Here is a 25,285-nt window from a genome sequence, read left to right on the forward strand (position 1 = left end):
CATACCGCCCGGCCGGTGCGGTTCCTCCGTAGATGTCGGTGCCCGCGGATGGTGGAAAGGTGTGCGATGGCGTACGACCTGGAGCAGTTGGGTAGCACGGGTTTCCAGGATCTCGCCGCTGCGCTCCTGCTGGATGCGTTCGGTCCGGGTGTGCAGGTGATGGGGTCGGGCCGCGACGGCGGCAGGGACCTCTACTACAAGGGCCAACTCATCTGGAAGGCGACTGAGGACCAGGCCAGCGAGGTCTGGGAGGGGTACACGGTCTTCCAGGTTAAGCACAAGGAGACGCTGGAGTCGCGGCACACTGCTAACGCCGCTTGGTTGTGGTCACAGGTGCGTGAGGAACTCGATGCCTGGGCTGATCCTTCGGGCAGGAGTCCGGTTCCCGACTTCCTGGTCTTCATCTCTAACGTGCCGCTCACGCCGGTGCCGGATTCGGGCGGCCATGACTTCATCAATGCCAGCATCAGCCAGTACGTGGCAAGTCTGGAAGACGGCAGCCGCGACGTCGGGACCGGTGCCGAGCGGCGGGCCCGTCTGCATCGGATTAAACGCATCCGGAAATGGCGCGTGTGGGATGGCAACCAGATTCAGGCTCTGCTGAACACCAGCCTGGCGGTCAGGCAAGCGTTCCCCGGGTTCCTCACCGCGGCCGATGTGTTCGCCAACCTGTCGCAGATCAGCGGGTTTGTCTCGCCAGAGAACCTCGAATCCGCGCTGCGCGCGCACGCCCGTACGACGCTGGTCGGCGAAGGCATGATCTACTTCGACGAGGCTGGCGCCGGCGACACGACCGGGCTGCCCGTCCATCAGGTCGTCATCGACCTGCCGGTCACGCTCGGCCACGACGTCGGCAGCGGAACCGTGATCCAGGACGTACTCGATCGCGGTGAGCGGATGCTGAGACCGAAGCTGACCACGGTCGAAGGCCCACGCCACCTCATCATCGCGGGTGCTCCGGGCAACGGTAAGACCACCATCTCCAAGTTCCTCGTCCAGGCATACCGGGCGGCCATGCTGTCGGGGGCGGAGGACCTGAGCACCCACCATCAGGCACTGATCGGCGGGATGCGGCAGGCGCTTAGCAGGTTCGGGCGGGCTATGCCGCGCCACCGCCGCTGGGCGATGCGCATCGATCTAGCCGAATACGCTCGCGATCACGGCCAGAACATCGACTCCACCCTGATCCGCTACATCGCCGAACGGATCTCCCTGCGCTCGGACGCAGGCAAGGTCCAGCCGAACAACCTGCTGGCGTGGATGAGACGCTGGCCCTGGTTCCTCATGCTGGACGGCTTGGACGAAGTCACCGACCCGATCGTACGTAAACGGCTCATCGAGCGGGTCACCGAACTGGTCACCAACGCCGACGCCGACGACTGCGACCTGTTCGTCGTGCTCACCACCAGGCCCATGGGATTCACCGAGACGATCGCGCCGACCCAGTTCAAACGCATCGACCTGGACTACCTCCAGCCCGCCGAAGCCGTCCGCTACGGCACACTGGTCACCAAGATCAGACTCCGCAATGACCTCGACCGCATTGACAGGGTCACCCGGCAACTGGAGAGCGCCGCAGCCGACGACGCCCTGCGGAACCTGCTGCGCACACCCCTGCAAGTACTGATCATGACGATCATCATCGGCGCGGCAGGCAAGCTTGCCCCCGACCGATTCAGCCTCTTTTGGGGCTATTACGAAACCATCTTCCGGCGCGAGCGGGACAAGCACACCGGGTTCAGCCGGATCCTCCAAGAACACGGGCAGCAGATCCAGCAACTTCATGAACGCATTGGCTTCGAACTGCAGGACCGCAGCGAGGTTGGCGACCGCTCTGACGCCGCCCTCACCGACCAGGAACTGCGCAACATCACCTGGGGGGTGCTCGACCAGGCGGGATTTAAGCCCTCGGGCGCTGACTCGGACCTGCTGACGAAGATTGTCAACGCCGCCACCCGACGCCTGGTGCTGATCGCCCCCCGCGGTGACGAAGGCTACGGCTTCGATGTGCGGTCCTTGCAAGAGCTCATGGCCGCGATGCATCTGACCACCGGTCCGCTGGATGTCATCATCCACCGTCTGCGGATCGCTGCCGCCAGCCCGCACTGGCGCAACACCTGGATCTTCGCCGCTGGCCGTCTGTTCTCCGTGCCGCAAGAGCACCAGCACCAGGCACTGATCGAACTCGTGGAAACGATCGACGAGCGTGCTCACGAACGGCTCGGCAGCATCGTCCCCATCGGCCCAAGACTGGCGCTCGACCTCATCGACGACGGGATGACCCGTTCTCTGCCCAGGTGGCGAGACCGTCTTATCGCCCAGGGCCTGCGGACTCTGTGGGCCCCGCCGTCGACCGACCTCCTCGACACGGTCCACATCCTGGCGCGATTCGCCGACACCGGTGAGCCCCAACGGCACACGGTCGCTGAAGGCCTGCGTGACGCGCTTGCCGGTCCCGCAGTGGCCCGACTGACAACCAGGCTGGTCCAGCGCGACATGAAGGTATACAACAGCGGGAGCGCTCCTTGGCTGGCTACGGTGCGTAAGCGCGAGGGCGCGAACCTGGCTCCCGAAGCCCCTGACGGTTGGGCGGACTTCGCCGAGGAGATCGCTACCTACCCGCTCACCGAAGAGGCCCGCGGCAAGGTGAGCGATGCCGTCGCCGCGATCCATGTGATCCTCCGCCACAACGAGCTACAACGGGCGAAACGACGTAAATCACGCTCAAAGGGGAGCCTGGTGCCGACCGAGCTGGAGGTGTCCGCCATTCTCACCGCTCTCGCAGATGAGCAGGGGGCAGCCGCGCTAGCTTCGGCGCTGCACCATATTGCCGCCCATGAGCCAGTCCTCGTCCAGGCGCTCCAGGAAGAGATCCTGCCGCTCGTTCACCGAGCAGCGATCGGCGAACACCTGCGCTGACCGCGATGCCTTGCTCCCGCGCCTCGTGCCCCGAGGGCCCGACCGGCCGCGGTGAAGTAGTCCATGATCTTGCTGGCCAACATCCTGCGCCGCCTCGACGAAGGCTCCAAAATGGGAACAGGTGCCCGAACCGCTCCGTTGAGCGTCTCTTAGTTCAGAGAAGCCCAGCTCGACCAGGGCGTACGGCACACGATCATCCAACGACTCGAACTCCTCGACCTCGCCACCGGACGGCCTGCGGACTGACCACCACTGCGACCGCCTGATCACGGGCCGATCATGCCTATGGTGAGCGCGAGCCGGCAGGCGGCGGCCAGGCGAACCGCCGGACCGGGGTACCCGCAGTCGTCGAGTTCGGCGTCCAGTTCGAACATCGCAGGAGCCCGCCACGCGGCTTCAGGTACGGGGGCTGCGACCTGATGCATCAGGGCTTCGGTCGGCGGATCGTCAGGTCAGGTCGCGATGCTCGTCTCTGGCGCTGGCCGTTCAGGAGAGGATGATCGGCGTGGACGCCGATACCGTTCAGAGCCTGCTCACCGAACTCACCACCCAGTATTGGGATGACACACGCGTGCGGCGGGAGCCGGTGCGGGCCTGGCGGATGTCAGCCGTCGAGCGTCTCCATCACGGCGCCGGCGGCATCTCCGAGACGGTCATTTTCAAGGTCGCTGAGGCGCCATTGCACGGTGAGGCATGGCTGCTGAAGTACGCCGCCGAGCACGGCGTCCCGACCCCTCGCTTGCTCGCGGTCGCTGAACGGCCTCGCTTCGCGGGGATGTTGCTGGAAGATCTCGGGCCAGCGTTCCGCGAGCCCACACTGGCCGACGCAGCCGCCGCCGCTGTCGCCAGCCATGCCGTCCCCGGCCCATCACTCAATGTCCCGCTCTTGAACGCCGCTGGCCTGGCCGACCTTCCTCAGCAGGCGATGACCAGCCTGTCCGAGCTCGTCAGCTCGGGCCGGTGGGACACCAATGTCCTCGACGTCCAAGACGGACTTCGGGTTCTGCTCGCCTCTGCCGCCGACCTCGCGTATGGGGCGGAGCTGCCGCCGTTCGGGCTCTGCCATTCCGAATTCCACCCCACCTCGCTGCACATCGACGCTGACGGCCAATGGCGGCTGCTGGACTGGGCCCGCGCGTTCACCGGTCCTGGACTGCTCGATCTGATCTCCTGGCAAGGCACCACCACCGTCCCCGACACGGCGAAGTTCCGGGCTCTGCTGGATGCCTATGTCGTCGCTGGAGGACCTCCTGAGGTTCTCGCTGACCGGGGTGGGCTGCCGGTCGAGCGGTGGAGCATCCTCTGGCACCGGATCTGGATCATCGACTGGTACCTGTTCCAGGCCCTCCACGGGCTCAATGATCCCGACACCGACGCGATCAGCCAGCTCGTCATCCGACGCCACCTCACCGAAGCTCTGGAATGTCTGGACACGCCATCGGCCTGACCCCGGGGCACCCGAACGGCGTGGCGGCGGCTGGTGTCTCGGAGGCCGAGGAAGAGCCGGCCGGCTTCGCGTCACTAGCAGCGATCATGCCCGCGGTGGCGTAGTGTCCCCGCCCGAAGGCAGCGGCACGATCGGAGGCGACAGCGATATGGACAACGACAACGAGCCTGCTAACCCCGCTATCGGGTGTCGTGTCGGCGTCTTCACCCTGTGAGCGGGTCCGGCTTAACAGCTCGCCTCGGCTTCTCCGACCCGGTCGCCGCGCATCTGCGGCGGATCACCGGCCCGCTGCGAGACAACCGCCGGTTCCGCCGTTACTTCATCGCGAATCAGGTGAACGCCGCGGGGACGACGATGGAGGTCGGAGCGCTCGCCTTCACCGTGCTGGCCAGCGGTGGCGGCCCGAGTGGGATCGCCATGGTGCTCATGGCGAACATGGTCACCGGAATCCTCCTCAGCCCACTCGCAGGAGTGGTCGCCGACCGGCTGCCCCGCGCGGCGATCATCGCGGTCGTCCAGGCCATCATCGGCCTGGTCACCGTCACCGAATGCGTTGTGATCTTCGCGGGCCGGGCCCAGGTGTGGAACCTGGCGGCGCTGGCCGCCGCGAACTCGGCCGCCGCGTCGTTCTGCTCCCCGGCACAGAGCGGGCTGATGAGCGTCATCGTCCCCAAAGACCAGCTCGGCGAGGCGAACGCGCTCACGCAACTGTCCCGGCACACCATCGTCACCATCGGGCCCGCGATCGGCGGCACCATCGTGGCCACCGCCGGGGCCGGTTACGGCGTCGGGTTGAACGCGATCTCGTTCTTCGCCTCCGCGCTGCTGATCGCCGGGATCCCCGCGCCGCGCATACCGCGTCAGGCGGCCAGCATCCGCACGGACCTGATCGAAGGATGGCGGGCGGTCCGTACCCGCTCCTGGATCTGGACCTGCCTCATCGGTACGGCGGTCATGGTCCCCGCCTGGCACATCGGCTACGGCATCCTCGGCCCACCCTGGGCGAAAGCACACTTCGGAGGGGCGTGGGCGTGGGGTCTCATCGCCTCCAGCCTCGGCTGCGGCATGGCAACCGGCGCAGCAGTGTCACTGCTGTGGCGTCCCCGCCGCGCCGGGTGGGTGAACTGCCTCGGCGCCGCCGCGCTCGCGATTCCGGATCCACTCATGGCCGCCGGCGCGCCGCTACCGGTCGTCATGGCCGCCGTGGTGGTCGCAGCGGCCGGCTTGTCGATTTCGACCGTCGTGTGGCAGACCGCCGTGCAACAACTTGTACCCGTCGACCAGCAGGGCCGGGTCTCGGCCTTCGTCAGCATCGGCGAGATCTCACTCGCACCCGCCGGATACCTGCTCGTCGCACCAGCAACCGGCGCGATCGGCGTACGCGGCACACTGATCGGCTGCGGACTCGTCCTGGCCGTCGCGAACCTCGCACCGCTGTGCAGCCGTGACGTCCGAGCCCTCACGCTGCTCGATGCCCCACCCCGCGAAGACAAAGAGACCACCGACGTCGTGAGCGCCGTGTCCTGATCTCCACGATAGGCCCCGTTGTAAGTCGCCGGCTGTGGTAGAGCCTCCCGCCACGGGTCGTTATGTCATGGGCCGTCAATGACTCGCAGAGTGGCCATGCTGCGTGGATCCGATCCGGCGCGCGGCTGCTTTGATGGATGCCTGGCGCGGCCAGGAGACGATGCGTGCGTATCGAGTCGGGATGATAAGTGATGCCATGACGGCCGGGAGCCAACCAGATACTCGGCCGTCTGGTCATCGAGTCATATGAGGGGAACTCATCGGCTGACGTTGGCGGGTGGCATTCCGGGGCAGAAGCCGATCGGCGCCTGGCAGCGTCGGCCGCTTTCCGCTGGACGTCTTCGCAGTCTTGTCTCCGGCTCACCAACCTTCGCTCACGCTCCCACATGGTGTCCGTCCACCACTCGCCACTCGCCGCGAATTCACCGGTCCGGTACAGCACCGGGCCCTCAACCAGAAGCCGCCAGCGAGCGGTCTCCTGGCCAGGCGTAGCCGCGGCTGGCGTCGGATGGTTGCAGTGACACGAACAGCGCGGATCTTCCATGGCGCAGGTCATGACTTGATCAATACGGCGTACTTGGTAACAGCCGTGATGAGGTCGGGGAGTTCGGCTGGCACCGGGAGCGACGGGACGTCACCGACCGGCACCCAGCGGTACCCACGGGCCTCGGCGGCGTCGAGAGCGATGTCCGTGGTCAGCGTGCGGGCCGCGTAAACGGCGTCGAGATGCCGGTGCGGGCCGATCTTTTTGTCCTGGACGGGCACGTCCATGATGGTGAACGGCAACAGCACCTCCTCGATCTTCGGATGAGAGAACCGCCGTTCGGTGATGAGTTCGATCTCCAGCCCTACTTCCTCACGAACCTCACGAAGTGCCGCCTGCGCAAGGTCTTCGCCCGGCTCAACGTGTCCACCGGGATAGATCCAGCCCTTTCCCTTCGCACTGTTGAGTAGGAGTACGTGGTCGTGGGAGAGGATGATCGCAGAGGCGGTGAAGTGGCGGATCACAGTATCTCCTGAGCGCTCGGCGAGTAGAGGTATCCCAAGTTTGCCTGCTGGCAATGCAACTCACCCGAAGGACAAGCCAGCACGGCCGCAGGAGGGAAGCGACGAGCCGACCGACGATCAGCACCATCCCGAGATGACAGACTGGCGCCCCATGATCCGTACGGTTTCGAAATCCCCGAGTCACCTGTGCCCCGATCCCGGCCGCCGACCAGTTCGGCCTCAACCGGCCCATCATCCCCTCACCGCCGTCTCGGACCGGCGTGGCCCCCGAGCCAGTGGAATCCTCGTGTCTCTGAGCCGTACGGCGGCCCTGGAAGGGTTTGAATAGAGACCGTGGACATGCCCCTGCCCGTCGTGGAACTGGCGCAGCAGGCCGTCGGGGAGATCATCTCGGTGACTGACCGGTCATGGCCACGGGAAAACTCAGCGGTGTGGGAAATCACCACGGCCACGGCCCGCCAATACTTCGTCAAGCGACACCCTTCTCCGCGGTTTCACAAGCGGGAGGTCACCGCCTACCAGGAGATCGTGCCGTTCTTAGGAGGCGGCAGGGCTGCTGAGCTCATCGCCGCCGATCAGAATCTGGCGGCCATCGTGATCACCGGTCTGCCGGGTGCGATCGTGAAAGGCCTTTCGCTTTCGCCCTCGATGGATCTGGAGGTATATCGGCAGGCCGGGGGGCTTCTACGCCGGATACACAGTGCGCCGATCACAGTGCCCGACGTTCGGGGTATCGGGCGTGTCGTGGGGCGGTGCGAGGAACATCTTCGTCGCGCCGATGGACTACTCAGCGCCCGGGAAGTCGCGTTCGTTCGAGCGTGCGCCACGACCTTGTCCGTGATCGAGCCGCGACTATCGGTGACGGCAACACACGGAGACTTCATGCCTCGCAACTTCCTATGGGACAGGCGAACCCGCCGACTGGCACTGATCGACTTCGAACGGTCCGAGCCGGGCCCCGCGGTACGGGACCTGATCCGCCTGGAGTACGGCAGCTGGGACACGCGACCAGAGCTTCGTGAGGCATTCCTGGACGGGTACGACCGGCCCCTTTCCGACGACGAATTGCAGGCGTTGACCTGCCTGGCAGCGCTGGATGCCCTCAGCGGCCTGCAGTGGGGTACCGAGCACGACGACATCGAGGTCACCAGCCGCGCCCGTGCCACCTTCGCCCGGCTGATGAAATGACCGCGCTTGGAGTTGAGCTTACGCCGCGCCGTTGACCGTCTCTGTCCCATGCGATCATGGCTGCTGAAGCTACAACTCCACTTCTGGACGGTAACGACCTGATTCTTTTCAAGCGCACCGTGCCGGACAACCGCCATGCTGGGCCACTCCGGTAACCGTGTCGAGCCTGACGTCACCCGCTGCTCGCGAGAGCTTCCATGAGTCCCTGGACGGCATTCTTACTGCGAGTCGGTACGGGTCATGCCGAAGACATTTCGCCCAAGATATTCATGACCAGCAGGTTCGAGAAGTTTGATGTCACCGCGGCAGATGCGTTTTGCCGTCGACGGCGTCCAGCCAGGTGGTCTCGCTGTCGACGAGATGGTCCACAGGTTATGACGTGCCCAATCGTCCAGCTCCGCAGGCGGCGACCGGGCCAGTTCGCGCCACCCAGCCGTGGACCAGGTCAGCGAGCTCGACGATTGCGGCCGATACCTCCGGCACCCGGCAGGGCCTGAGGACAACAGCGGAGGCGACCATGTCGACCGCCCGTGAAGAATCTGGGAATCCCGACGCCCGGTCGGCCTTACGCCTATCGATGTCGTCGCGGGCGAGGACCACCCACACCGCGATCTGGCCGCCCCAGCGCAGCCGTGGGGAGGCCGCCGCGACAGAGCGCGGGCGATCTGCAGCTCGGCCCGGTATTTGTTGGACACCATCGATTCGACTTCCGGCGCACGACCTGGTGTCCGGGGACCGTAGAAAACGTCCGGGGGTGTCAGGCGCCGCGACACAGATCGGTGTCTGGTGCGCGCCGCCACGACCGCAGCCCCTTCATCAGCCACGTCGTGCACGCGCTCTGGCAGTAAGATCCGCCGCGAGATGTATCCCCAGTCACCAGATCCGACATGGCCGGGCCTGCCTGAGCGGACCGCCCGGTACACCCACTGCACGCCGCCCGACGCGATGATGAGTGAGCCCGCAGGGAACGATCTAGCTGACGCACTCCGGCATACTTTCAGTCAGTTCAGCCTCCGCAAACACGCCTCTAAGGTCGTAGACGGCCAATCACCGAGCGGTCGAGCACTTGATGCGGCGTTGCTATTCGCCGTGGCTCCGGGCGTGGTGCATGTGGTCGGCTCCTCGCCGCTGGCCGAACAAGCCCGCAGCCTGCTCGGCGACGGCGCCGTCAATGCCTGGCAACTTCACAAGCTCCCCGAGACCACCACACCCCTATCCACCCTCCGCCCCCACCTGGAATCGCGGTATTACAACCTGCTCGACCGTCACGGGTTCACCAGCGTCGAAGAAGCCACCGCCACCCCCGACGCCGGACTACTCCAACTCCGCAACGCTGGCCCCCGATTCGTTGAAGCCCTTCGCGCCATCGTCGCCGAACCGGACACCCGCAAAATGGCCGTCACCCGACCGGCCGACATACAGGACGCCCACCAGCGCCGCCACCACCTACTCGGGCGGCTACGCACGGCCGCCGCCGCCCGATACCCCGACCTGGTCGATGCACTCGCCCGCAGCAGCATCCCTCTGGCCGCCCTCGACAAGATCGCCACCGCGCTCAACAACGAACCCATCCCACCTGCCGACCCGACCGTCACTTTGCTATTGGAGACCGCAGGCGAACAGCAGATTCTCGACCACTACCTGAGCACCCACCAAAGCGACGACGCCGACATTTGATCGGGTTCGCCTACGGGCGGATCAGCCCAGCGAACCACCTTCCCGATTCGCCACAGGTCTGCAGGGCTGATCGCCACTGCCGCCGACACCGGTCAGCGAATCGCCGTTCCGCCGTAGCGAAAAGGACGATTTGGTGCCGTACGTGGAGGCGACGACCTGGAGGATCGACTGGCCGACGCCTTCATGCCGCCCCTCAGCCGCATGACCGACGGGCGACTCGCCATCGGCACGTGCGGATGCCCGGCGGGATGAAAGCGCCGAGGCGGCGTCCCTGTCGGTCGGCCTACGACGCTCCTGGCATCGCCAATCCCCGTCCCCGGTTCCGGAACCGCGACGGGATATGGCTGGTCCGGTCCATCCCGGGGCGATATATCACCGTGGGATGGCTTCGCCAACGCCCGACCACGAGGGTGTGTGTGGCGCCTTAGCCTCAAACCGGCCGACGATCCCTGGGAAGGGAGACCAACTTGATGGATCAGTATCCAATCGAGCCGCCTGGAACCGTGGATGACCAGCTCAAGGCCCTGGGCATTACGCTTCAGCCGTGCCCGTCCTGGTGCACTCGCAATCACTTCGGCGCCGAGCCGACGCCGTTGTACGTCGACGACGGCTTTTTCCACTATGGCCCGACAACCACCATCTCCGACAACGCCGCCGGCCTCAGCGACGACGGCCAAGACGCCGACCTGCAACTTGAGCTGACCTCATGGGTGCCCACCCTCGCCGCCGCCCCCGGCCCCACCCACGTTTGCCTGTCGGACGGCGGTGATTCCGTGTACTACTTCACCCCAGACCGAGCCCGCCAGCTCGCCGCGGAACTGACCCGCCTCGCCGATCAAGCTGAGGACCGATCGCAAGCCTGACCGGAACAAGAGGGTGCAATACGGCGTGGACATGCCGCCCCTTCTCTGGATAGGCCTCAGGCGATGGCGGCATCACTGGATGTGGATGAGCCTGTCGTCGAGTCGGCATGTGAGTGCGGTGTTGCGTCGTACATCGGTACGTGCAACGGCATGTCCAGTGCGCTCTGCGGACCGACGATGACGATGGCGTGTTCGGCCTGCGTGTGCGCCTGTGACCCGTGTTAGCGGATGTGAACGATAGATGGCGGACGTTGATCTCGGTTCGGAATCATCGAAGGGGGAGGGACCGCCGGTTTCTGCACGACATCCTGTGCTTTGTCAGTGACCCCGCACGACTCGGGGTTGGTGCGGCCGGATCGCTATGGGCCACCGGGCACTCGGCCCGGCCGGTCACGGGGTGGGCGCCGCGAACCGGCTTACGACCTGGTCGACGCCGGGACGGTTCTGTATTTGAGCGACGACTGCCCGATACTGCTTAGGATCTTTCAGCTTCACTCGGAAGGCGTCCGGAAAGTCCTCGTACCGGAGTTCGCCGATCGAAGGACTGTTCTTGAACAGCTTCCTGGCCTGCTCATAGACCTGCTGTCGATTCAAGAAGTGCACCCACTGGATCTGCGGCATCCGTCGCAGCTCCGACTCGATCTGCCGCTTCTGGTCCGGCGTCGCATCGATACCGTTGCACTTGGCGCTGGACGCGGTCTTGCTGCACAGATAGACCGATACGTCGGCATTGTCGGGCCAAGGGGACGGCGTCGGCGCGGCCGGCGCCGACTTGTGCCCGTTGGAGCCGACCGCCCATCCGACCACGCCACCGCCGAGGAAGATGACAACGGCAACGACCACCAGCACGATCACCAGACGGGAGTCGTTCCGCGTCGGCGGCGGACCAGGAGGTGGACCCGGCGGCTGCAGCCGGCGCCGGTAAGGGGCGTCACCCTGTCGATCGTCCACAGACCTTCACTCCATAGATAGTGGTCGGGCCGCGCTTCCGCACCGGGCCCGTCCGATGGAGCAGCCGCCCCCACCCCTGCGCGTCGTCCGCACCCGACCACGGTATCCACCGGCACCGGGACCGGTCCCGGTGCCGCCAATGCGGTCTCGGGATCCGCGCACACGCCGCTGCGAGCAACAGCCCGGTGCCAACAACCGCGATCACGTTCCAACCGGCGTGAGCCGGCTGATGACGTTGCACGGACCGGGTCAACCAGCGTCCGCCATCTATCGTTCACATCCGCCAATTACGCACGGGTCACAGGCACAGCGTGAGCCACGGCACGCCACAGACGAAATGACCACACGGTCGAACATAGTTTCGACTAGCCTGTGTGTATGCCAGCACTTCTCAACCAAGAGAATCACCACCGAGACGACCTCGGCTGGCCGACCAGCCGTAATCGTCTGGCGCGGAAGTCGCTACCCCCTCCGTGTGCTGTCCAGTTGGGAGGGGCGGCTCTATCGGATCGCTACCACCCTGAACGGCGATCCCGCCATCGCTGAGATCGCAAAGGACGACCGTGGCTGGTGGCTACGTCAGTGGTGGACGTTCTGATCCAGTTGGCGCATGTCTGGCAAGTGGCCGGCGTAGGAGCGCGCATAGGCGGCGGATCTCGTTGGCCGATATCGGGATGAGGTAGTCGCCGGACCGAAGTCGCATCGGGTCCCGCGAGGGTGGCGCGGGTGAGGGCCACCGGTTCCGCCCTGTACGCCGCCGTCGTGGCCCCCGCTCTGGCTCGCCTCCCGCTGTCTGCTCGCCATCCTGATTCCCGTCCACCTGGCGACCTGGCTGTTTTCAGCATCGTACGGATCCGGTCCCGGGCGAACCGCGCCGTATAGGCCACCGGTTTGTGGGAGTGTCTCAAGTACGGACACGGCAGCAGCGTCGACCTGAACGTACGTGCTGTGGTTGACCCGCGCCGGTCGCCCTCCGATCGTTCGGGCGTCTACGACGCGTCAGAAAGGGCCTTCGATGAGCCAGGCCAATTCCCCGTATGGGGTCGCCGCTCCCGGTGATTCGGGAGTGCCGCGGTCGCTCGCGCGGGTGCTGGCGGATGTCGCGGCTGAGCGAGCCGCTCAGGACGAGTTGTGGGGAATCCAGGACTTCCCCGACGGCACGGGCCACGAGCATGCCGCCGCAGCTGAGGCGGCGAAACGTGACTGCGGTGCGGCGTGGGCGGGCGCCCGGCTGACCTGGCGGCACCTCCTGATCGAGGAGTTCTTCGAGGCGCTGGCCGAAACGGACCCGACGGCCTTGCGCACCGAGCTCGTTCAGATGGCCGCGGCCGCGGTGAAATGGGTGCAGGCTCTCGACCGCCGCGATGGCCACCTGACCCATCGCACCAAGCGCGGGCCCGGCAGGCGAGAGAAGCTGGTACGCGACCGCGTCCCAGACCTCATCGGCTCCGCCAGCCGCCGACCCGACGTACGGGTCGCCGGCGACGGCGAGTACACCATGCTGCTGCGCGCCAAGCTGTATGAAGAGGTCGGGGAGTTCATCGCCTCCGGTGAGGTAGCCGAACTCGTCGACGTCCTGGAGGTCGTGTACGCGCTCGCCTCCGCTCAAGGTCTCGGGCAGGGCGAGTTGGAGCGTCTGCGTGCCGCCAAGGCCACCCGCCTCGGCGGGTTTGAGCAGCACTACGTTCTCCGTCCACCCGAAACGCCCGCGCAAGCTCCGTCTCTTCCTCTCGTACAGCGGAGCGTGCGCGCGATCCTGCTGGACGGCGATGACCTGATTTTGTTCAAACGCACTGTGCCAGGACAACAGCCGTACTGGACCACTCCAGGCGGCCGCGTCGAACCGGAGGACACCGGCCTGGAGGCGGCACTGCGCCGGGAACTACTCGAGGAGCTCGGCGCCACCGTCACCGGGCTCCGGCAGGTCTTCACCTTCGCCGAGGAGACTCCAGGCATCGACTACGTGCACACCTTCTATGTCTGCCGGCTGGAATCAATGGATCTGACCAAACGATCTGGCCCGGAGTTCACCGACCCCGCCAAGGGGCGCTACGACATCGAGCGGATTCCGCTCACTCGCGCTACGGTCGACGCCATCCCTCTCAAACCTGCGGCGTTGGCGAACTACCTGGCTGCCCACGCCACTGACATCGCCACGCTTCTGCCACCCATCCCGCCTGCGTAAAGGGAATGTCGGGGAGAAGGGACATACTGGACTGGTCGCCCTGGGCACCTTCCCGTGCTGGATAACGATGCCGAATCCGGATGCTCCTGCCCCGGCCCTGCCGTTGGTCACCCTGGATGAACTGCCGTCGCAGCGCCGAGACGCGCTGCTATGGCGGCACGCACTGGAGCTGGACTACGACGAGGTCGACGCTCTGGTCCGGGAACGCTCGACGAAGTCTTGTCAGTGGCGGTGGCTGCCCCCATCCACGGAGCGGGTCGCGGTCCTCGGGGACGACGGCCGCTACCACCTGCTCATCGACGGGGCTTTCCTGTGCACGCCACGTCGTCGTCCCCGGCAAGCGGCGTTCCGGCGGCGGTGGCGTCCGCCGCCGGATGTCTGGCACGAGCAATGGTGTGGTTGGTGGACCGACGGAAGCCGCTACCGGGTCCAGGCCCCGGCCGACGCCAGGCGTGAAGACCTCGGCCGACCGATCGGATGGGGCGTCCAGCATGTCGGGTGGAGCGTCACACTCACCGAGCAGCGCACCGACCCAAACCTGGTGCCCCGGCGCGAGCGCTGCCCGATCGCAGAACCACGCGGCCAGTGGCCACCGCCCCAGGATCTGACCACACCGCTGGGGCGCACTCGCGCCCGGTTAATCGAAGCACTCGGCGCCGACTGCCACGCCTGCCGGCGATGCCCCGGCACCATGGTCGACCACGATCCGTTCACCGCTTACGCCCGCGGTCTGTTGTGCCGGAACTGCAACACCCATGTCGATGAATGCCCTCACCTGTCCGGCTGCCCGTGGGCGGACTACCTAGCCGATCCACCCGCCGCCCCACTGCGGCTGCTCTACCCATCCTGGCGTTCGGTACTTAACCATCCCTCGACCCGCCGCAAGATCGAGCGACTCGGCATCGACCCATTCGCCGACCTGCGTGTCCACGGACCGCGGTCCGACACGACCCAATACCAACGTTCCGTATGACCAGTGGCCGACACCGGCGCTTGTGGGTGCTCCTGCCGGGGACCATTACGGAGAGGAATTCGGGCGCCGAACCATGCATACGATGCGGAATTGTTCACCGATGTGGTGGTTATCTACTTTGCGGGCTCCGCATACTCAGTGATCAACTGGGGATTGCTGACCTGCGTGTCCGGATTCGATGAGCAAGCGCGGAACGGCGGGTACCGCCGACCTTGAGCAGTCGAGCCTTGCCTCGCCCCAGTAGTCTGCTGCACTCGGTGAAGTTACCCGGTTACGATCGCCGCGTGACGACGCCGCCAACGGTCGGACCGGCAAACACCGCCATCCGGCCGAGCTGGGAGCAACTGCCCGCTTCGCTCCGCGAAGGGCTCGCCGACCTGCTCGGCGAAGTCGCTTTCGCCGAAGTCCAGGGCGGTGGCTTCACCCCGGGCCTGGCCGCGCGCCTGCAGCTGGCCGACGGGCAGCGCGTGTTCGCGAAGGGCATCCCCACCGAGCATCCACTCGCTGGGAAATACCGCGATGACGCCGTGACGACCCGGCTCCTCCCAGCCACGGCACCTGCTCCGCGGCTCCGCTGGGACGGTGACATCGGCGACTGGGTGGTGCTCGTCTTGGACGACCTTGACGCCCGGCATGCTGATCTGTCCGCCGGCTCACCCGATGTGCCGCGTGTGATCGCCACGGTCGCTGGCCTGGCCGACGTGCTGACCCCCTGCCCTTCCGCCAGCGCGGCGCCCGCCGAGATCGACCTCGCCGAGTTCGTCCACGGGTGGCATGAGCTCGCCGAAGCGCCGCCAGCCGATCTGCCGGAGTGGCAACGCCGCCATCTCGATGCGCTGGCGGACCTGGAGACGGGGTGGCTCGCGGCGGCCGCCGGCGAAACTCTCGTCCACGGCGACGTCAACGCCTCGAATCTCCTGGTCGGGGCGGCGGACGTGTATCTGATCGACTGGGCACAGCCAGCGCGAGGCGCCGCCTGGCTCGACGTCACCGACCTCGTCCCGCACCTGATCCTGGCCGGGCACACGCCCGCAGCCGCCGAGGAGACACTCATCGACGTGCCGATCTGGCGCAGCGCCGACCCGGCGGTTATCACCAGCTACGCGACCGCGTTCGCCGGTTACTGGGAGCGCAGCTCACGTCAACCCGCGCCGCCAGACGTACCGTACCTACGCGGCCATCAGGCCCGAGCGGCGCGCGCTGCAATCGCCTGGGTCGCGTATCGAACGGGCTGGGCGTAGCACCAGGTTGTACGTCACATAGGCCGACCGGCGTGCCAGGACGCGATGCTCTTTTTGTAGCCGTCAGGCATCCGGAGCGCTGGCACCTCAGCCTGGGTGAACAGACCGATCTCCTTGTGTTCGTGGCTGAGCACGGGCGGCCGGTCCGCGTCGAGCCGGCACCCGTAGGTGACGATGAGGACGTCCACGCCCTCGGCGATGTGGTACACCCAGCTGTCCAGCATCGCCTGGACCGTCACCGGCCAGGACGTCTCCTCGGCGATCTCTCTCGCCACGCACACGGCCGGGTCCTCACCGAGCTCCAGCTTGCCGCCTGGCAACTCCCACTCATCGCGCTCGTTCCGTAGCAGCAGCACCCTGCCGTCGTGATCGACAACCACGCCTTTCACGCTGACCGGGAAGCGATGCGCCGCGTTATCGGTGGCGGCCACCACCGCCGTGATCTCGCCCATAGCCGCATCCCAACACGCCCCATGGACGCACGCACAGCCACTGGCAACCGCAGACCAGCAACCGAAGGAATCATGACCATTGACCTTCGCGCCCACACCTGGCGCGATACGTCGATCGAGCTTCTCGTCGCCCGCGGGCTCGTCAGGTTCACCGGCCCGCGCGACCGCAGCCACATCCTGGCGCTTGTGCTTCCCCATGGTGGCCGTGCGAGGGGAGGAACGGGCCGCGGGCCACCATTACACAGGCGGCCGATCGCAGGTGCCACGCGGCGTCGAACTCACGCGCGATCCGGCGGCTGTCGGCCGAGGGCGCCCAACATAGCCCATTCCGGGACGCTGTGACCTGCCTGTGCATCACGATTGGACGTGATGTCATACCCGTCGTCATCCAGCGCGCAGGCAGCCCGGCAGCGTCTCGCCACTCAGCTTCGCGAGATGCGGGAGGATGCCGGGATCTCCGGCGTGGAGTTCGCGCGCCGCGCCGGATGGCGATACTCCACCACCGTCAACAAGATCGAGCGTGCGCAGCGGCCGGCGTCTTCGAACCACATACGGCTGTGGTGCCAGATCTGCGGGGCCTCACCTCAACGGGAGGCCGAGCTGCTGGCCGAACAGCGCGATGTCGCCCGCATGTGGGTGTCGTTGCGCGAACACCACGCACTCGGCCTGAACGCGCGGCAGAAGGCCACGGTCGGCGACCTGTACGCGCGGATCAGCGCTGAGCTCAGCTACCAGACGAAGGTGATTCCCGGTCTGCTGCAGACCGAGGACTACATGACCGAGATGCTGCGCGGGGTACGCCGTGACAGGCGGCTGGAGGTGGATGATGTCGCCGAGGCGGTCGCCACTCGCATGCAACGACAGCGGAATCTACGCCGCCCCGGAGCGCGATTCGTCTTCCTGCTGGAAGAGGCCGTGCTGCGGTATGTGTACACCTCTGCGGAGGTGCATCGCGGGCAACTCGAGCACCTCATGGAGGCTATGCGGTTGCCGTCGGTCTTTGCGGTGGCGGTTATCCCCATGGGCATCGACCGTCACGGCATCCGGGCACGTGAGTCATTCGAGATCGACGTGTTCCCGGACGGCAGCGTTGAAGCGCAGGTGGAACTGCTGTCGGGGTTGCTGACACTCACGCACCCGGACGATGTCGCGCTGTACCGGCGAGCGTGGGACGACCTGTTCGACCTCGCCGTGGTGGGGCACGATGCCAGGGCGCTGATCCGGTCGTGTCTGGCGTCGTTGGAGGAGTGAGCCTCACTCCGGTTTGAACTCGGCGTGGGGTGTGGCCCGGTTCCAGGCGAGTTCGAACGCTCCGGCGATGTCGCGGGCGATGCGCGGGTCGGAGCTGAAGGTGTACATGTGCGGGTTGGAGTCGTCGCCGCGTTGGAAGTTCCACCGGATCACGCGGTCGTCGAACACCCAGCAGTCAGCGGCGGGTACCAGCAGATCAGCGGCCTGATCACGCCATAGCCACCGGATGTCTTCACCTACTGCGATGTTCGCATGGGTGACGGCGTGTTCCCACCGCATGTACTCCGACATCGGGCGGGAGATGATACGCACGCGCCGCCAGCGGACCCCACGGCTCACTGCCGACTGCACGATGTCCCCGAACTCTCCGAGATCGTGGTTTGTGGCGTCGCCGGTCTCGCGCCACTTGTCGAATCCGTCCGCCTCGGTGCGGTCGTAGGCGTCCCTGGTCTCAAAGCGGATCACCGATTGCTCGGCCGCCGCCGCGAGGGTCTCGAAATCGTGTGGCCCGCGCCCCTTCCTACCGGGCTCGTAGGTGTCGTTGACCGCTTCCCTGATTGCGGGGAACAGCCGGTCGGGTACCCATACGTCTGTCTCGTCCTCGCCCTTGCCGACGTCCTCACTGAATCTCGCCGTCAGCTGCGGGTCGGTTACGGTCTTGCCCCGGATGTAAGCGCCGCCTGGGGCACGCCATATAGCCGGGCACTCGGCCTTGTCGGAGTTGGGGTCGCCGCCGACGAAGTCCACCATTGGTGTGTCTCCCAAGGAAGTGGTGCCTGAGTCAGCATTGACTTTCACTCCTGGCCTCTCGACCGGTCAAGCGATTTGGGCGCCCAATCACGCCCAATTCATCGACCGGCCGTTACGCCCCTCCCTAGCGTCTCTGCCACACAGCGACGCGAGTCAGGGAGCATCCGGTGCAGGCACACCAGGGCAGCTCGGCCGGTGGTCGGTGGGTCCCGACGTTCGCCACTGACATCGAGCCGGGCGACAAGATCCGCCGAGGTGGTGTCGAGCGGTTCGTGGTGGCCCGCGACTATCCGTCACGGCATCAGCCGACGTACCGCGTCGAGTACACGACGGGCGGCGAGAGCATCGGGAAGCTCGCCATCGTGTCGATCTGGGACCCGGACGGCTCGGTCTCCCAGCGTGTGCAGGACATCAGCGCGGCGGCGATTCGATGACCGGTTCGGGGAGCCTGCCTGAAACCGATCCGCTGGTCCGGCAGCATGGCACGGCGGAAGAGATGACAGATCTCGGATCGCCCGCCGGAGCTGGCCCTCGAGAAGGCCAGGGGCCGCCCAGAGCCGCGGCGGCGCACACATTGGAATCGGAAGAGGACACCTCATGAGCGTCGGCATCACCATGGGCAGCAGCGAGAGTCTCCGCAAAGACATGGTCGACCGGCTGGCCGCCGATCATGCGGCGAAGGGGCTGAGGCTGCGCCCCGACGTGGAGACGGCGATGCGGACCGTGCCCCGTGAGCTGTACACGCCCGGCGTCCCGGTGGAGGAGGCGTATCAAAACACCGCCGTCGTCACCAAACGGCGGGCGGCCTCCGGCGGTCAGGAGAGCATCAGCTCGGTGTCGGCGCCGTTCCTGATCGCGGAGATGCTCGGTCAGGCAGCAGACGCGCTGGATGGCCTGGAAGGCCGTCATGTGCTGGAGATCGGCAGCGGCGGCTACAACGCTTCGCTCCTGCGAGAACTCGTCGGCCCGTCCGGGTCGGTCACTACCGTCGACATCGACCCTGACGTAACCGACCGGGCGGCCGCGTGCCTGGCGGCAGCGGGCTACAACGACGTCACCGTGGTGTGCGCGGACGCCGAGCAACCGGTCGAATCGGGCCGCCGCTATGACCTGATCATCGTCACGGCCGGTGCTTGGGATATCCCGCCCGCCTGGCGCGACCAGCTGACCGAGGACGGTGTCCTCGTCGTACCGTTGCGGACGCACGGGACGACCCGCTCGTGGGCGTTGCGTCGCGCCGGCGATCGGCTGGACAGCGTGAGTCATCGCCAGTGTGGGTTCGTGCCGGTGCAGGGTGCCGGAGCCCACGAGATGCGGTACGTCGACATCGCTGACGGCGTCCACCTGCGGCTCGATGAGGGTCAGCAGGTCGATCCCACCGCCGTCGCCGGTCTGCTCACGCAGCCCCGTCAGGAGGCATGGGCGGGGGTGAGCCTTCCGCCCCGCACGGTTCTGCACGACCTGGACCTGTGGCTGGCCATCCGCCTCACACGCGAGGTGGAGCAGTTCGTCGTGCTGACGGCCCAAGACACGGCGATCAAGGCCGGCACCGTCGCCCCCTCGTGGCAGTTCGGCACGCCCGCGACCGTCCACAACGGCACGTTCGCTTACCGGTCGGAGCTGAGCTGGACCGGGCGAATGTTCGACCTCGGCGCATACGCCCACGGACCGGCGGCCGCCGCGGCGGCCGGGCGGATGGTCGAGCACATGCGCGCGTGGGTGGACGCCGGCAGCCCGTCGCCGGTGTTGTGCGTGCTCCCCGCGCTGACCCCCGCCGGTGACCTGCCGGGCGGGGCAGTCCTGGACAAGCGGCACAGCCGCATCGTCCTGGACTTCACCCCCACTTCCGAGAAGGGAAGCCACTGATGGACGACCTGAACCTGAACCTGAACCTGCGCCTGGTCGACGCCGGGCCGGCCGCGAGCGCGTACGCCACCAACACCGACGACAACTGCGGCTCGGGCAACACCGGCTCGGACGCCTGCACGGGCGGCGGTCGCTGACACCCGGTCCAGCTCGCCGGGCCCGGCCACCTGCTGCGGGGCCGGGCCCGGCCCCTTCGTGACCACCACCCCGAGAACGGTGAACGTATGTTCCACGTCGCCGATGCCGCGTTAATCAGGGCCGCCGCCTACCCCCACGATCTGACCCTGCCCGCCTGGCCCGACCTGACCGCCGACAGGCCCCAAGAGTGGCTGACATGGCTGAGCCAGGTATGGACGCTGCCGGGATTCGCCGCAGCCGTCACGGCCGCGGCGCCGCAGCTGGCCCGGCAGGTCACCTGCGCCGTGGCCGGCGAACCGGTGGCCGACCGCAGGCTCCGGCGCCTGGTCGAGACCGCGGTCCGATATCTGCTGCGGTGGACGACCCGGCCGACCCCGTTCGGGCACTTCGCCGGGGTCGCACCGGTCGAGTTCGGACCGCACGCGAACGTCCGGTGGGGTGAGGCGCATCGCGCCGTAGACCGGCCCGACGAGAAACTCATCGCCGAGTGCGCAGCTCTTACCGAGCGCGATATGGACATCCTCCGGAAAGTCGCGGTGGTGACGAACTCGCTCGGGTATCCACGCGGCGGCACGTGGGTACTCCCTTGTGCCCGCGCCGCGGACAATCGGATATGGGATGTCGAGGTCGACCTGACCGGCCCGGTCCGCCTGGCAGTGGAGGGCGCCGCGTCACCGATCATGTTCACCGACCTCGCCGTGCGGATCGCCACGGGGACATCGGCCGACGTGGCGGAGGCCGAGCGGTTTCTGGCCGCGTCGCTGGAAGCTGGGGTGCTGCTGTCGGCGGCCCGGCCACCGATGACCGCAACCAACCCGGCCGCGCACCTCGCCTGGTACGGCAAGGTGCCCAAGCCCGGCGCGCAGGACGCAATCGATCTGCGGGTCGACTGCTCGGTGACGCTGCCGCCGGCCGTTGTCCAGGAGGCGCGGAAGGCCGCGTCCACGCTCGTCGCCGTAGCGTCACGCCGACCTGGCTGGGTCGACTACCACCGCAGGTTCATCGAACGGTGGGGCCCGGGCGCGGCCGTACCGCTGCGCGAGGTCCTGCGCGTCCTGGGGTTCCCCGCCGGGTACCGGGGCACCCGCCGCGACCCGACGGCGTGCACGGCCCGCGATCGCGTCCTTGCCGAGCTCGCCCAGCAGTCCGCCCTAGACGGCTGCACCGAAGTGATACTCGATGACGAGCTGATCGGCCGACTACGCGACGACGACGACCGGCCGCCGATCCCGCACACCGAGCTCCGGTTCACCCTCGCCGCCGAAACGCCACACGATCTCGACCGGGGCGCGTTCACGTTGACGGTGGTCAGCGGGGCCCGCCACGCCGGGGTCGCGGCCGCCCGGTTCCTGCACCTGCTCACCCCCGCCGAGCTGGACCGTTTCCGCCGCGTCTACGCGAGCCTGCCGACCGCGATGCCCGGCGCGGACACGGTGCAACTATCCGTGCCTCCCCTGGAGACGCGGCTGGCCGCCGTCGCCCGCGCCCCCGAGCTACTGCCCGTCCTGCCGGTCGGCGACGCCTGCCCGGACCCGCAGTTGACGGTGGAGGACCTGGCGGTGGCCGGCGACGGGCAGCGGCTGTGGCTGGTGTCCCGCACCACCGGCCGACCGGTCGAACCGCTGCTGCTCAACTGTGTGCTGCCGGCCATGCAACAGCCCCTCGCCTGGTTCCTGGCCGAAATCTGGACGGCGTGGACGGCTCCGTGCAGCAGGCTCGACTGGGGGCACGCCCGCAGCCTGCCGTTCCTGCCACGAGTACGGCGCGGCCGGTCCATCCTGCACCCGGCCCGCTGGCTGATCAGCCAAGCCACGCTTCCCACCCGCACCGCGACGTGGCCGCAGTGGCTGCAAGCGTGGCAGCGGTACCGCGCGCGTCACCGGCTGCCGCGCGAGGTGCTCGTCGGCGACGACGATGTGCGGCTCCGCCTGGACCTGGACGAGCCCGCTCACCTGGCGGTGCTGCGCAGCCACCTCGACCGGCAAGGTCATGCCGCCCTCACCGAGGCCCCCGGACCGTCCGGTTGGCTCAATGGCCGACCCGCCGAGCTCCTGCTCACCCTCACCGACACCCAACCCCGCCGGTCCCCACGCGCCGCGCGGCCCGCCAGCACTGTGCACCACCGGCCCGGAGCGTCGCCGTGGCTGGACGCACGCCTGTATGGCCGGTGCGACGACATCCTCACCCACCTGGTTAAGCGGCATGAGGACCTACCGGCGGGCTGGTGGTTCCTCCGCTACCCCGACCCCGCTCCCCACCTGCGGCTACGGATCCCGTTGCAGACCGTCACGTTCGCCGACGCTGCCCGTGACCTCGCCGAGTGGGCGGAGCAGCTCTACGCCAGCGGCCTCCTTTCCGACTACGCCCTGCACACCTACCGGCCCGAGACCCGCCACGGGACCGGACGGACCCTCGCCGCGGCTGAGGCGGTGTTCGCCGCCGACTCGGCCGCCGCCCTCCAGCGGCTGTCCAGCGACCGGCAGGCCGCCACAGCTGCGGGCATGATGGCCATCGCCGACGCCTTCACCGGTGGAGAGGGTCTGCGCTGGCTCGCCGAGCACATCCCCCACCGCAGCGGCCCACGGCTGGAAGCCGCCCAGCTCGCCCTCGCCCGCGGCCCCTACGGCGGCGATGACCTGCCCGCGGCTCTGGTCACTTACCGGTCCCTCGCTGACCGCGACGGCCTTGACCCGGACCAGGTGCTGGCGGACCTGCTGCACCTGCATCACGCCCGGGTGATCGGCGTGGACACCGCCTCAGAACGACAGTGCCTACGTCTGGCCCGCGCCGTCGCCCACACCGACCTCGCTCGGGGGAAGTCATGACGGCGGGACAGTCCCTCGCCGACGGGGCGGCGGGTATCGCCCTGCTGCGCCTGGAGACCGGCAGATGGGATGCGGCGTATCAGGCGCTGGAACAGGCGGTCGCCGGTGGTGTCAGCATCGCCGACGGCGCCAGCCTCTACTACGGCGCGCCCGCCCTCGCCTTCGTCCTCGCCGGATCCGACCATCCAAGCCTCGCCCAGGCACGGGCCGTCGCCGCCGCCGGAACCGCGACGGTGACACGCCGCCGGCTGGAGACCGCCCACCGCCGCATCGACCAACACCACCCGCCGCCGCACTACGCCGAGTTCGACCTGATCCGCGGGCTGACCGGACTCGGCGTCTCCCTGCGCCGCATCGGCAACATCGATCTACTCCGAGACGTACTGGACTACCTGGTCCGGCTCACCGAGCCCATCGACGGGCTGCCCGGCTGGTGGTGCCCGACCAGCCCCAACTACCAGCAGCCGCCCCCGATCGGAGGCCACAGCAACCACGGGATCGCCCACGGCATCACCGGCCCACTCGCACTCCTCGCTCTCGCGATGAATGACGGTGCCACCGTCGACGGACACACGGAAGCGATCACACGCATCTGCCAGTGGCTGGACACCTGGGAGCAGCACACAAGCGGCGGCGTCTGGTGGCCGCAGATCATCACGCTCGACGACATACGCCGCGGCGAACCGAGCCAGCAGGGCCCGCTACGGCCGTCCTGGTGCTATGGCACGCCCGGCATCGCCCGCGCCCAGCAACTCGCCGCGCGCGCTCTCGGCGACACCAGCCGGCAGCACAACGTCGAGACCGCGTTCGCCGGTTGCGTGAATGACCCGGCCCAGACGGCCCAGGTCATCGACCGGAGCCTGTGCCACGGCACCGCCGGCCTTCTGGCGGTCGGGCACCGGATCGCCGCCGACGCCCTCATCCCGATACCGCTCACACCGCTGCGGCACCTGCACCAACACGCGGCCGCCGCCGCGGCCGGCGAGCCCGCCGGGTTCCTCGACGGGTCGGCTGGTGCCGCCCTGGCGACCGTCGGCACCTCGACGACCTCGTGGGACGCCTGCCTACTGCTCAGCTGACCCTGCGAAAGGACCCACCGTGGACGAGCCCCTCCGCGAGACCCCCTGGCGGCAGGTGAACATCGCGTACCCCGGCGACCGCGAGGAGCGGGAACGCCGCGCCATCGGTCACCTCGCCCGGGTCCTGCCAGCTGCCGAGGCCGACGGCCTCATCGCCTCATGGTGGTGGATCCGCAAAGGGCCCTGGCGCGTCCGCTACCTCCTCGCCGAGGAGACCGGCGGCCACGACCCGGTGCACCCACTACTCACCGCCGGCGTCCCCTGGATTAGCGACATCTACGAACCCGAAGTCCACGCCTTCGGTGGCGAGGCGAGCATGGACGCCGCCCACGCCCTGTTCGCCCACGACAGCCGCCACCTGCTCTCCTACCTCCGCACCGACCCGGTCGACCGGCGGGAACACTCGCTCGTGTTGTGCACCGCGCTCATGCGCGCCGCAGGCCTGGACTGGAACGAGCAGGGCGATGTCTGGGCCAGGATCGCCGAACAGCGCGACGGACTCCAGCCACCTGCCCCTGACCGCCAGGCGTGGGCCTCCTTCGTCGGCGACGCCCGCCACCTCCTGCTCGGCACAGCCCGCGCGGACACCATCGAGGGCGAATGGCTCGCCGCGTTCGCCGACACCGGCAGAACACTTCGAGCCCTTCGCGAAACCGGCGAGCTCTCTCGAGGTGTACGTGCGGTGGTCGCAACGCACGTGATCTTCCATCTCAACAGGATCGGGATCCCCTCGACCGTCCAGGCTGCCCTTGCCCAAGCGGCGAAGGACGCCGTCTTCGGCACGAGCTCGCGGAGATCCTCGCGCTCGTCGACGCCGAGTCCGCAGTGATGGCCTGGCCGCCCTCGCCGCGTCCCTCCGACTCGCGGCCGACCTCCTCACTGGCGCACTCGCCCACCGAGCGCCCCGATCGTCGGCACGACCATGAGAGCCAGCGCCACCTGTCC

The 25,285-nt window shown here is 67.6% G+C and carries 20 protein-coding genes; 16 read left to right on the top strand and 4 right to left on the bottom strand.

Annotated features, from left to right (window positions below):
- Nucleotides 1-66: 66 nt before the first annotated feature.
- From OG417_RS45210 to OG417_RS45220, 3 genes are all read left to right on the top strand, one after another.
- Nucleotides 67-2,919, top strand: coding sequence for an NACHT domain-containing protein (locus tag OG417_RS45210; RefSeq protein ID WP_329243057.1), 2,853 nt, complete (start codon nucleotides 67-69; stop codon nucleotides 2,917-2,919).
- Nucleotides 2,920-3,415: 496 nt separating this feature from the next.
- Nucleotides 3,416-4,366 (top strand): phosphotransferase, encoded by a 951-nt coding sequence (locus tag OG417_RS45215; protein WP_329243060.1) that lies wholly within the window; start codon nucleotides 3,416-3,418, stop codon nucleotides 4,364-4,366.
- A 210-nt stretch (nucleotides 4,367-4,576) separates the two neighbouring features.
- The gene (locus tag OG417_RS45220) at nucleotides 4,577-5,893 is read left to right on the top strand and encodes an MFS transporter (protein ID WP_329243063.1); all 1,317 of its coding nucleotides are present in this window, start codon (nucleotides 4,577-4,579) and stop codon (nucleotides 5,891-5,893) included.
- 552 nt (nucleotides 5,894-6,445) lie between these two features.
- Here OG417_RS45220 and OG417_RS45225 read toward each other — a convergent pair.
- The gene (locus OG417_RS45225) at nucleotides 6,446-6,901 is read right to left on the bottom strand and encodes an NUDIX hydrolase (RefSeq protein ID WP_329243065.1); all 456 of its coding nucleotides are present in this window, start codon (nucleotides 6,899-6,901) and stop codon (nucleotides 6,446-6,448) included.
- 339 nt (nucleotides 6,902-7,240) lie between these two features.
- Between OG417_RS45225 and OG417_RS45230 the strand changes: the two genes are divergently transcribed.
- The 3 genes from OG417_RS45230 to OG417_RS45240 all read left to right on the top strand — a co-directional run bounded on the left by OG417_RS45230 (nucleotide 7,241) and on the right by OG417_RS45240 (nucleotide 10,629).
- Entirely contained in the window at nucleotides 7,241-8,089 is an 849-nt protein-coding gene (locus OG417_RS45230; RefSeq protein WP_329263026.1) for a phosphotransferase enzyme family protein, read from the top strand.
- A 1,101-nt stretch (nucleotides 8,090-9,190) separates the two neighbouring features.
- The gene (locus tag OG417_RS45235; protein ID WP_329243067.1) at nucleotides 9,191-9,766 is read left to right on the top strand and encodes a hypothetical protein; all 576 of its coding nucleotides are present in this window, start codon (nucleotides 9,191-9,193) and stop codon (nucleotides 9,764-9,766) included.
- A 470-nt stretch (nucleotides 9,767-10,236) separates the two neighbouring features.
- Nucleotides 10,237-10,629 carry a DUF6907 domain-containing protein gene (locus tag OG417_RS45240; protein WP_329243070.1) on the top strand — a complete coding sequence of 131 codons (393 nt, stop codon included), beginning with the start codon at nucleotides 10,237-10,239 and terminating at the stop codon, nucleotides 10,627-10,629.
- Nucleotides 10,630-11,019: 390 nt separating this feature from the next.
- Here OG417_RS45240 and OG417_RS45245 read toward each other — a convergent pair whose 3' ends face one another.
- Entirely contained in the window at nucleotides 11,020-11,484 is a 465-nt protein-coding gene (locus OG417_RS45245) for a permease-like cell division protein FtsX (RefSeq protein WP_329243074.1), read from the bottom strand.
- A gap of 1,039 nt (nucleotides 11,485-12,523) precedes the next feature.
- Here OG417_RS45245 and OG417_RS45250 point away from each other — a divergent pair.
- The 3 genes from OG417_RS45250 (at nucleotide 12,524) to OG417_RS45260 (ending at nucleotide 15,979) form a co-directional block, all read left to right on the top strand.
- Nucleotides 12,524-13,765, top strand: coding sequence for an NUDIX domain-containing protein (locus tag OG417_RS45250; protein ID WP_329243077.1), 1,242 nt, complete (start codon nucleotides 12,524-12,526; stop codon nucleotides 13,763-13,765).
- A gap of 67 nt (nucleotides 13,766-13,832) precedes the next feature.
- Entirely contained in the window at nucleotides 13,833-14,738 is a 906-nt protein-coding gene (locus OG417_RS45255) for an endonuclease domain-containing protein (protein ID WP_329243080.1), read from the top strand.
- Between the two features lie 284 nt (nucleotides 14,739-15,022).
- A complete protein-coding gene (locus tag OG417_RS45260) occupies nucleotides 15,023-15,979 on the top strand; it encodes an RIO1 family regulatory kinase/ATPase domain-containing protein (RefSeq protein WP_329243083.1) in 957 nt (318 codons plus the stop codon).
- Nucleotides 15,980-15,993: 14 nt separating this feature from the next.
- Here the strand turns inward: OG417_RS45260 and OG417_RS45265 are convergent, their stop codons facing one another.
- The gene (locus tag OG417_RS45265) at nucleotides 15,994-16,431 is read right to left on the bottom strand and encodes an NUDIX hydrolase (protein ID WP_329243086.1); all 438 of its coding nucleotides are present in this window, start codon (nucleotides 16,429-16,431) and stop codon (nucleotides 15,994-15,996) included.
- Nucleotides 16,432-16,800: 369 nt separating this feature from the next.
- On the opposite strand from OG417_RS45265, the gene OG417_RS45270 reads away from it, so the two are divergent.
- On the top strand, nucleotides 16,801-17,682 hold the full coding sequence (locus tag OG417_RS45270) for a helix-turn-helix domain-containing protein (protein ID WP_329243088.1): 882 nt from the start codon (nucleotides 16,801-16,803) through the stop codon (nucleotides 17,680-17,682).
- Nucleotides 17,683-17,685: 3 nt separating this feature from the next.
- Here OG417_RS45270 and OG417_RS45275 read toward each other — a convergent pair whose 3' ends face one another.
- Entirely contained in the window at nucleotides 17,686-18,432 is a 747-nt protein-coding gene (locus tag OG417_RS45275) for a DUF6879 family protein (RefSeq protein ID WP_329243091.1), read from the bottom strand.
- A gap of 167 nt (nucleotides 18,433-18,599) precedes the next feature.
- Between OG417_RS45275 and OG417_RS45280 the strand changes: the two genes are divergently transcribed.
- The 6 genes from OG417_RS45280 (at nucleotide 18,600) to OG417_RS45305 (ending at nucleotide 25,169) form a co-directional block, all read left to right on the top strand.
- On the top strand, nucleotides 18,600-18,866 hold the full coding sequence (locus OG417_RS45280; protein ID WP_329243094.1) for a hypothetical protein: 267 nt from the start codon (nucleotides 18,600-18,602) through the stop codon (nucleotides 18,864-18,866).
- 163 nt (nucleotides 18,867-19,029) lie between these two features.
- Nucleotides 19,030-20,298 (top strand): methyltransferase, FxLD system, encoded by a 1,269-nt coding sequence (gene fxlM / locus OG417_RS45285; RefSeq protein WP_329243097.1) that lies wholly within the window; start codon nucleotides 19,030-19,032, stop codon nucleotides 20,296-20,298.
- Nucleotides 20,298-20,435: an FxLD family lanthipeptide gene (fxlA, locus tag OG417_RS45290; protein WP_329243099.1), complete on the top strand. Its 138-nt coding sequence runs from the start codon at nucleotides 20,298-20,300 to the stop codon at nucleotides 20,433-20,435. The genes fxlM and fxlA overlap by 1 nt, the downstream gene beginning before the upstream one ends.
- Nucleotides 20,436-20,522: 87 nt before the next feature.
- Nucleotides 20,523-23,261, top strand: a complete 2,739-nt coding sequence (locus OG417_RS45295) for a lantibiotic dehydratase (RefSeq protein WP_329243102.1) — start codon at nucleotides 20,523-20,525, stop codon at nucleotides 23,259-23,261.
- Nucleotides 23,258-24,340 carry a lanthionine synthetase C family protein gene (locus tag OG417_RS45300; protein WP_329243105.1) on the top strand — a complete coding sequence of 361 codons (1,083 nt, stop codon included), beginning with the start codon at nucleotides 23,258-23,260 and terminating at the stop codon, nucleotides 24,338-24,340. The genes OG417_RS45295 and OG417_RS45300 overlap by 4 nt, the downstream gene beginning before the upstream one ends.
- A 19-nt stretch (nucleotides 24,341-24,359) precedes the next feature.
- The gene (locus tag OG417_RS45305) at nucleotides 24,360-25,169 is read left to right on the top strand and encodes a thiopeptide-type bacteriocin biosynthesis protein (protein ID WP_329243109.1); all 810 of its coding nucleotides are present in this window, start codon (nucleotides 24,360-24,362) and stop codon (nucleotides 25,167-25,169) included.
- The last annotated feature ends 116 nt before the right edge of the window (nucleotides 25,170-25,285 follow it).

Origin of the sequence: Actinoallomurus sp. NBC_01490 (assembly GCF_036227085.1) — a bacterium.
In the GTDB taxonomy this organism is placed as follows: Bacteria; Actinomycetota; Actinomycetes; order Streptosporangiales; family Streptosporangiaceae; genus Actinoallomurus; species Actinoallomurus oryzae.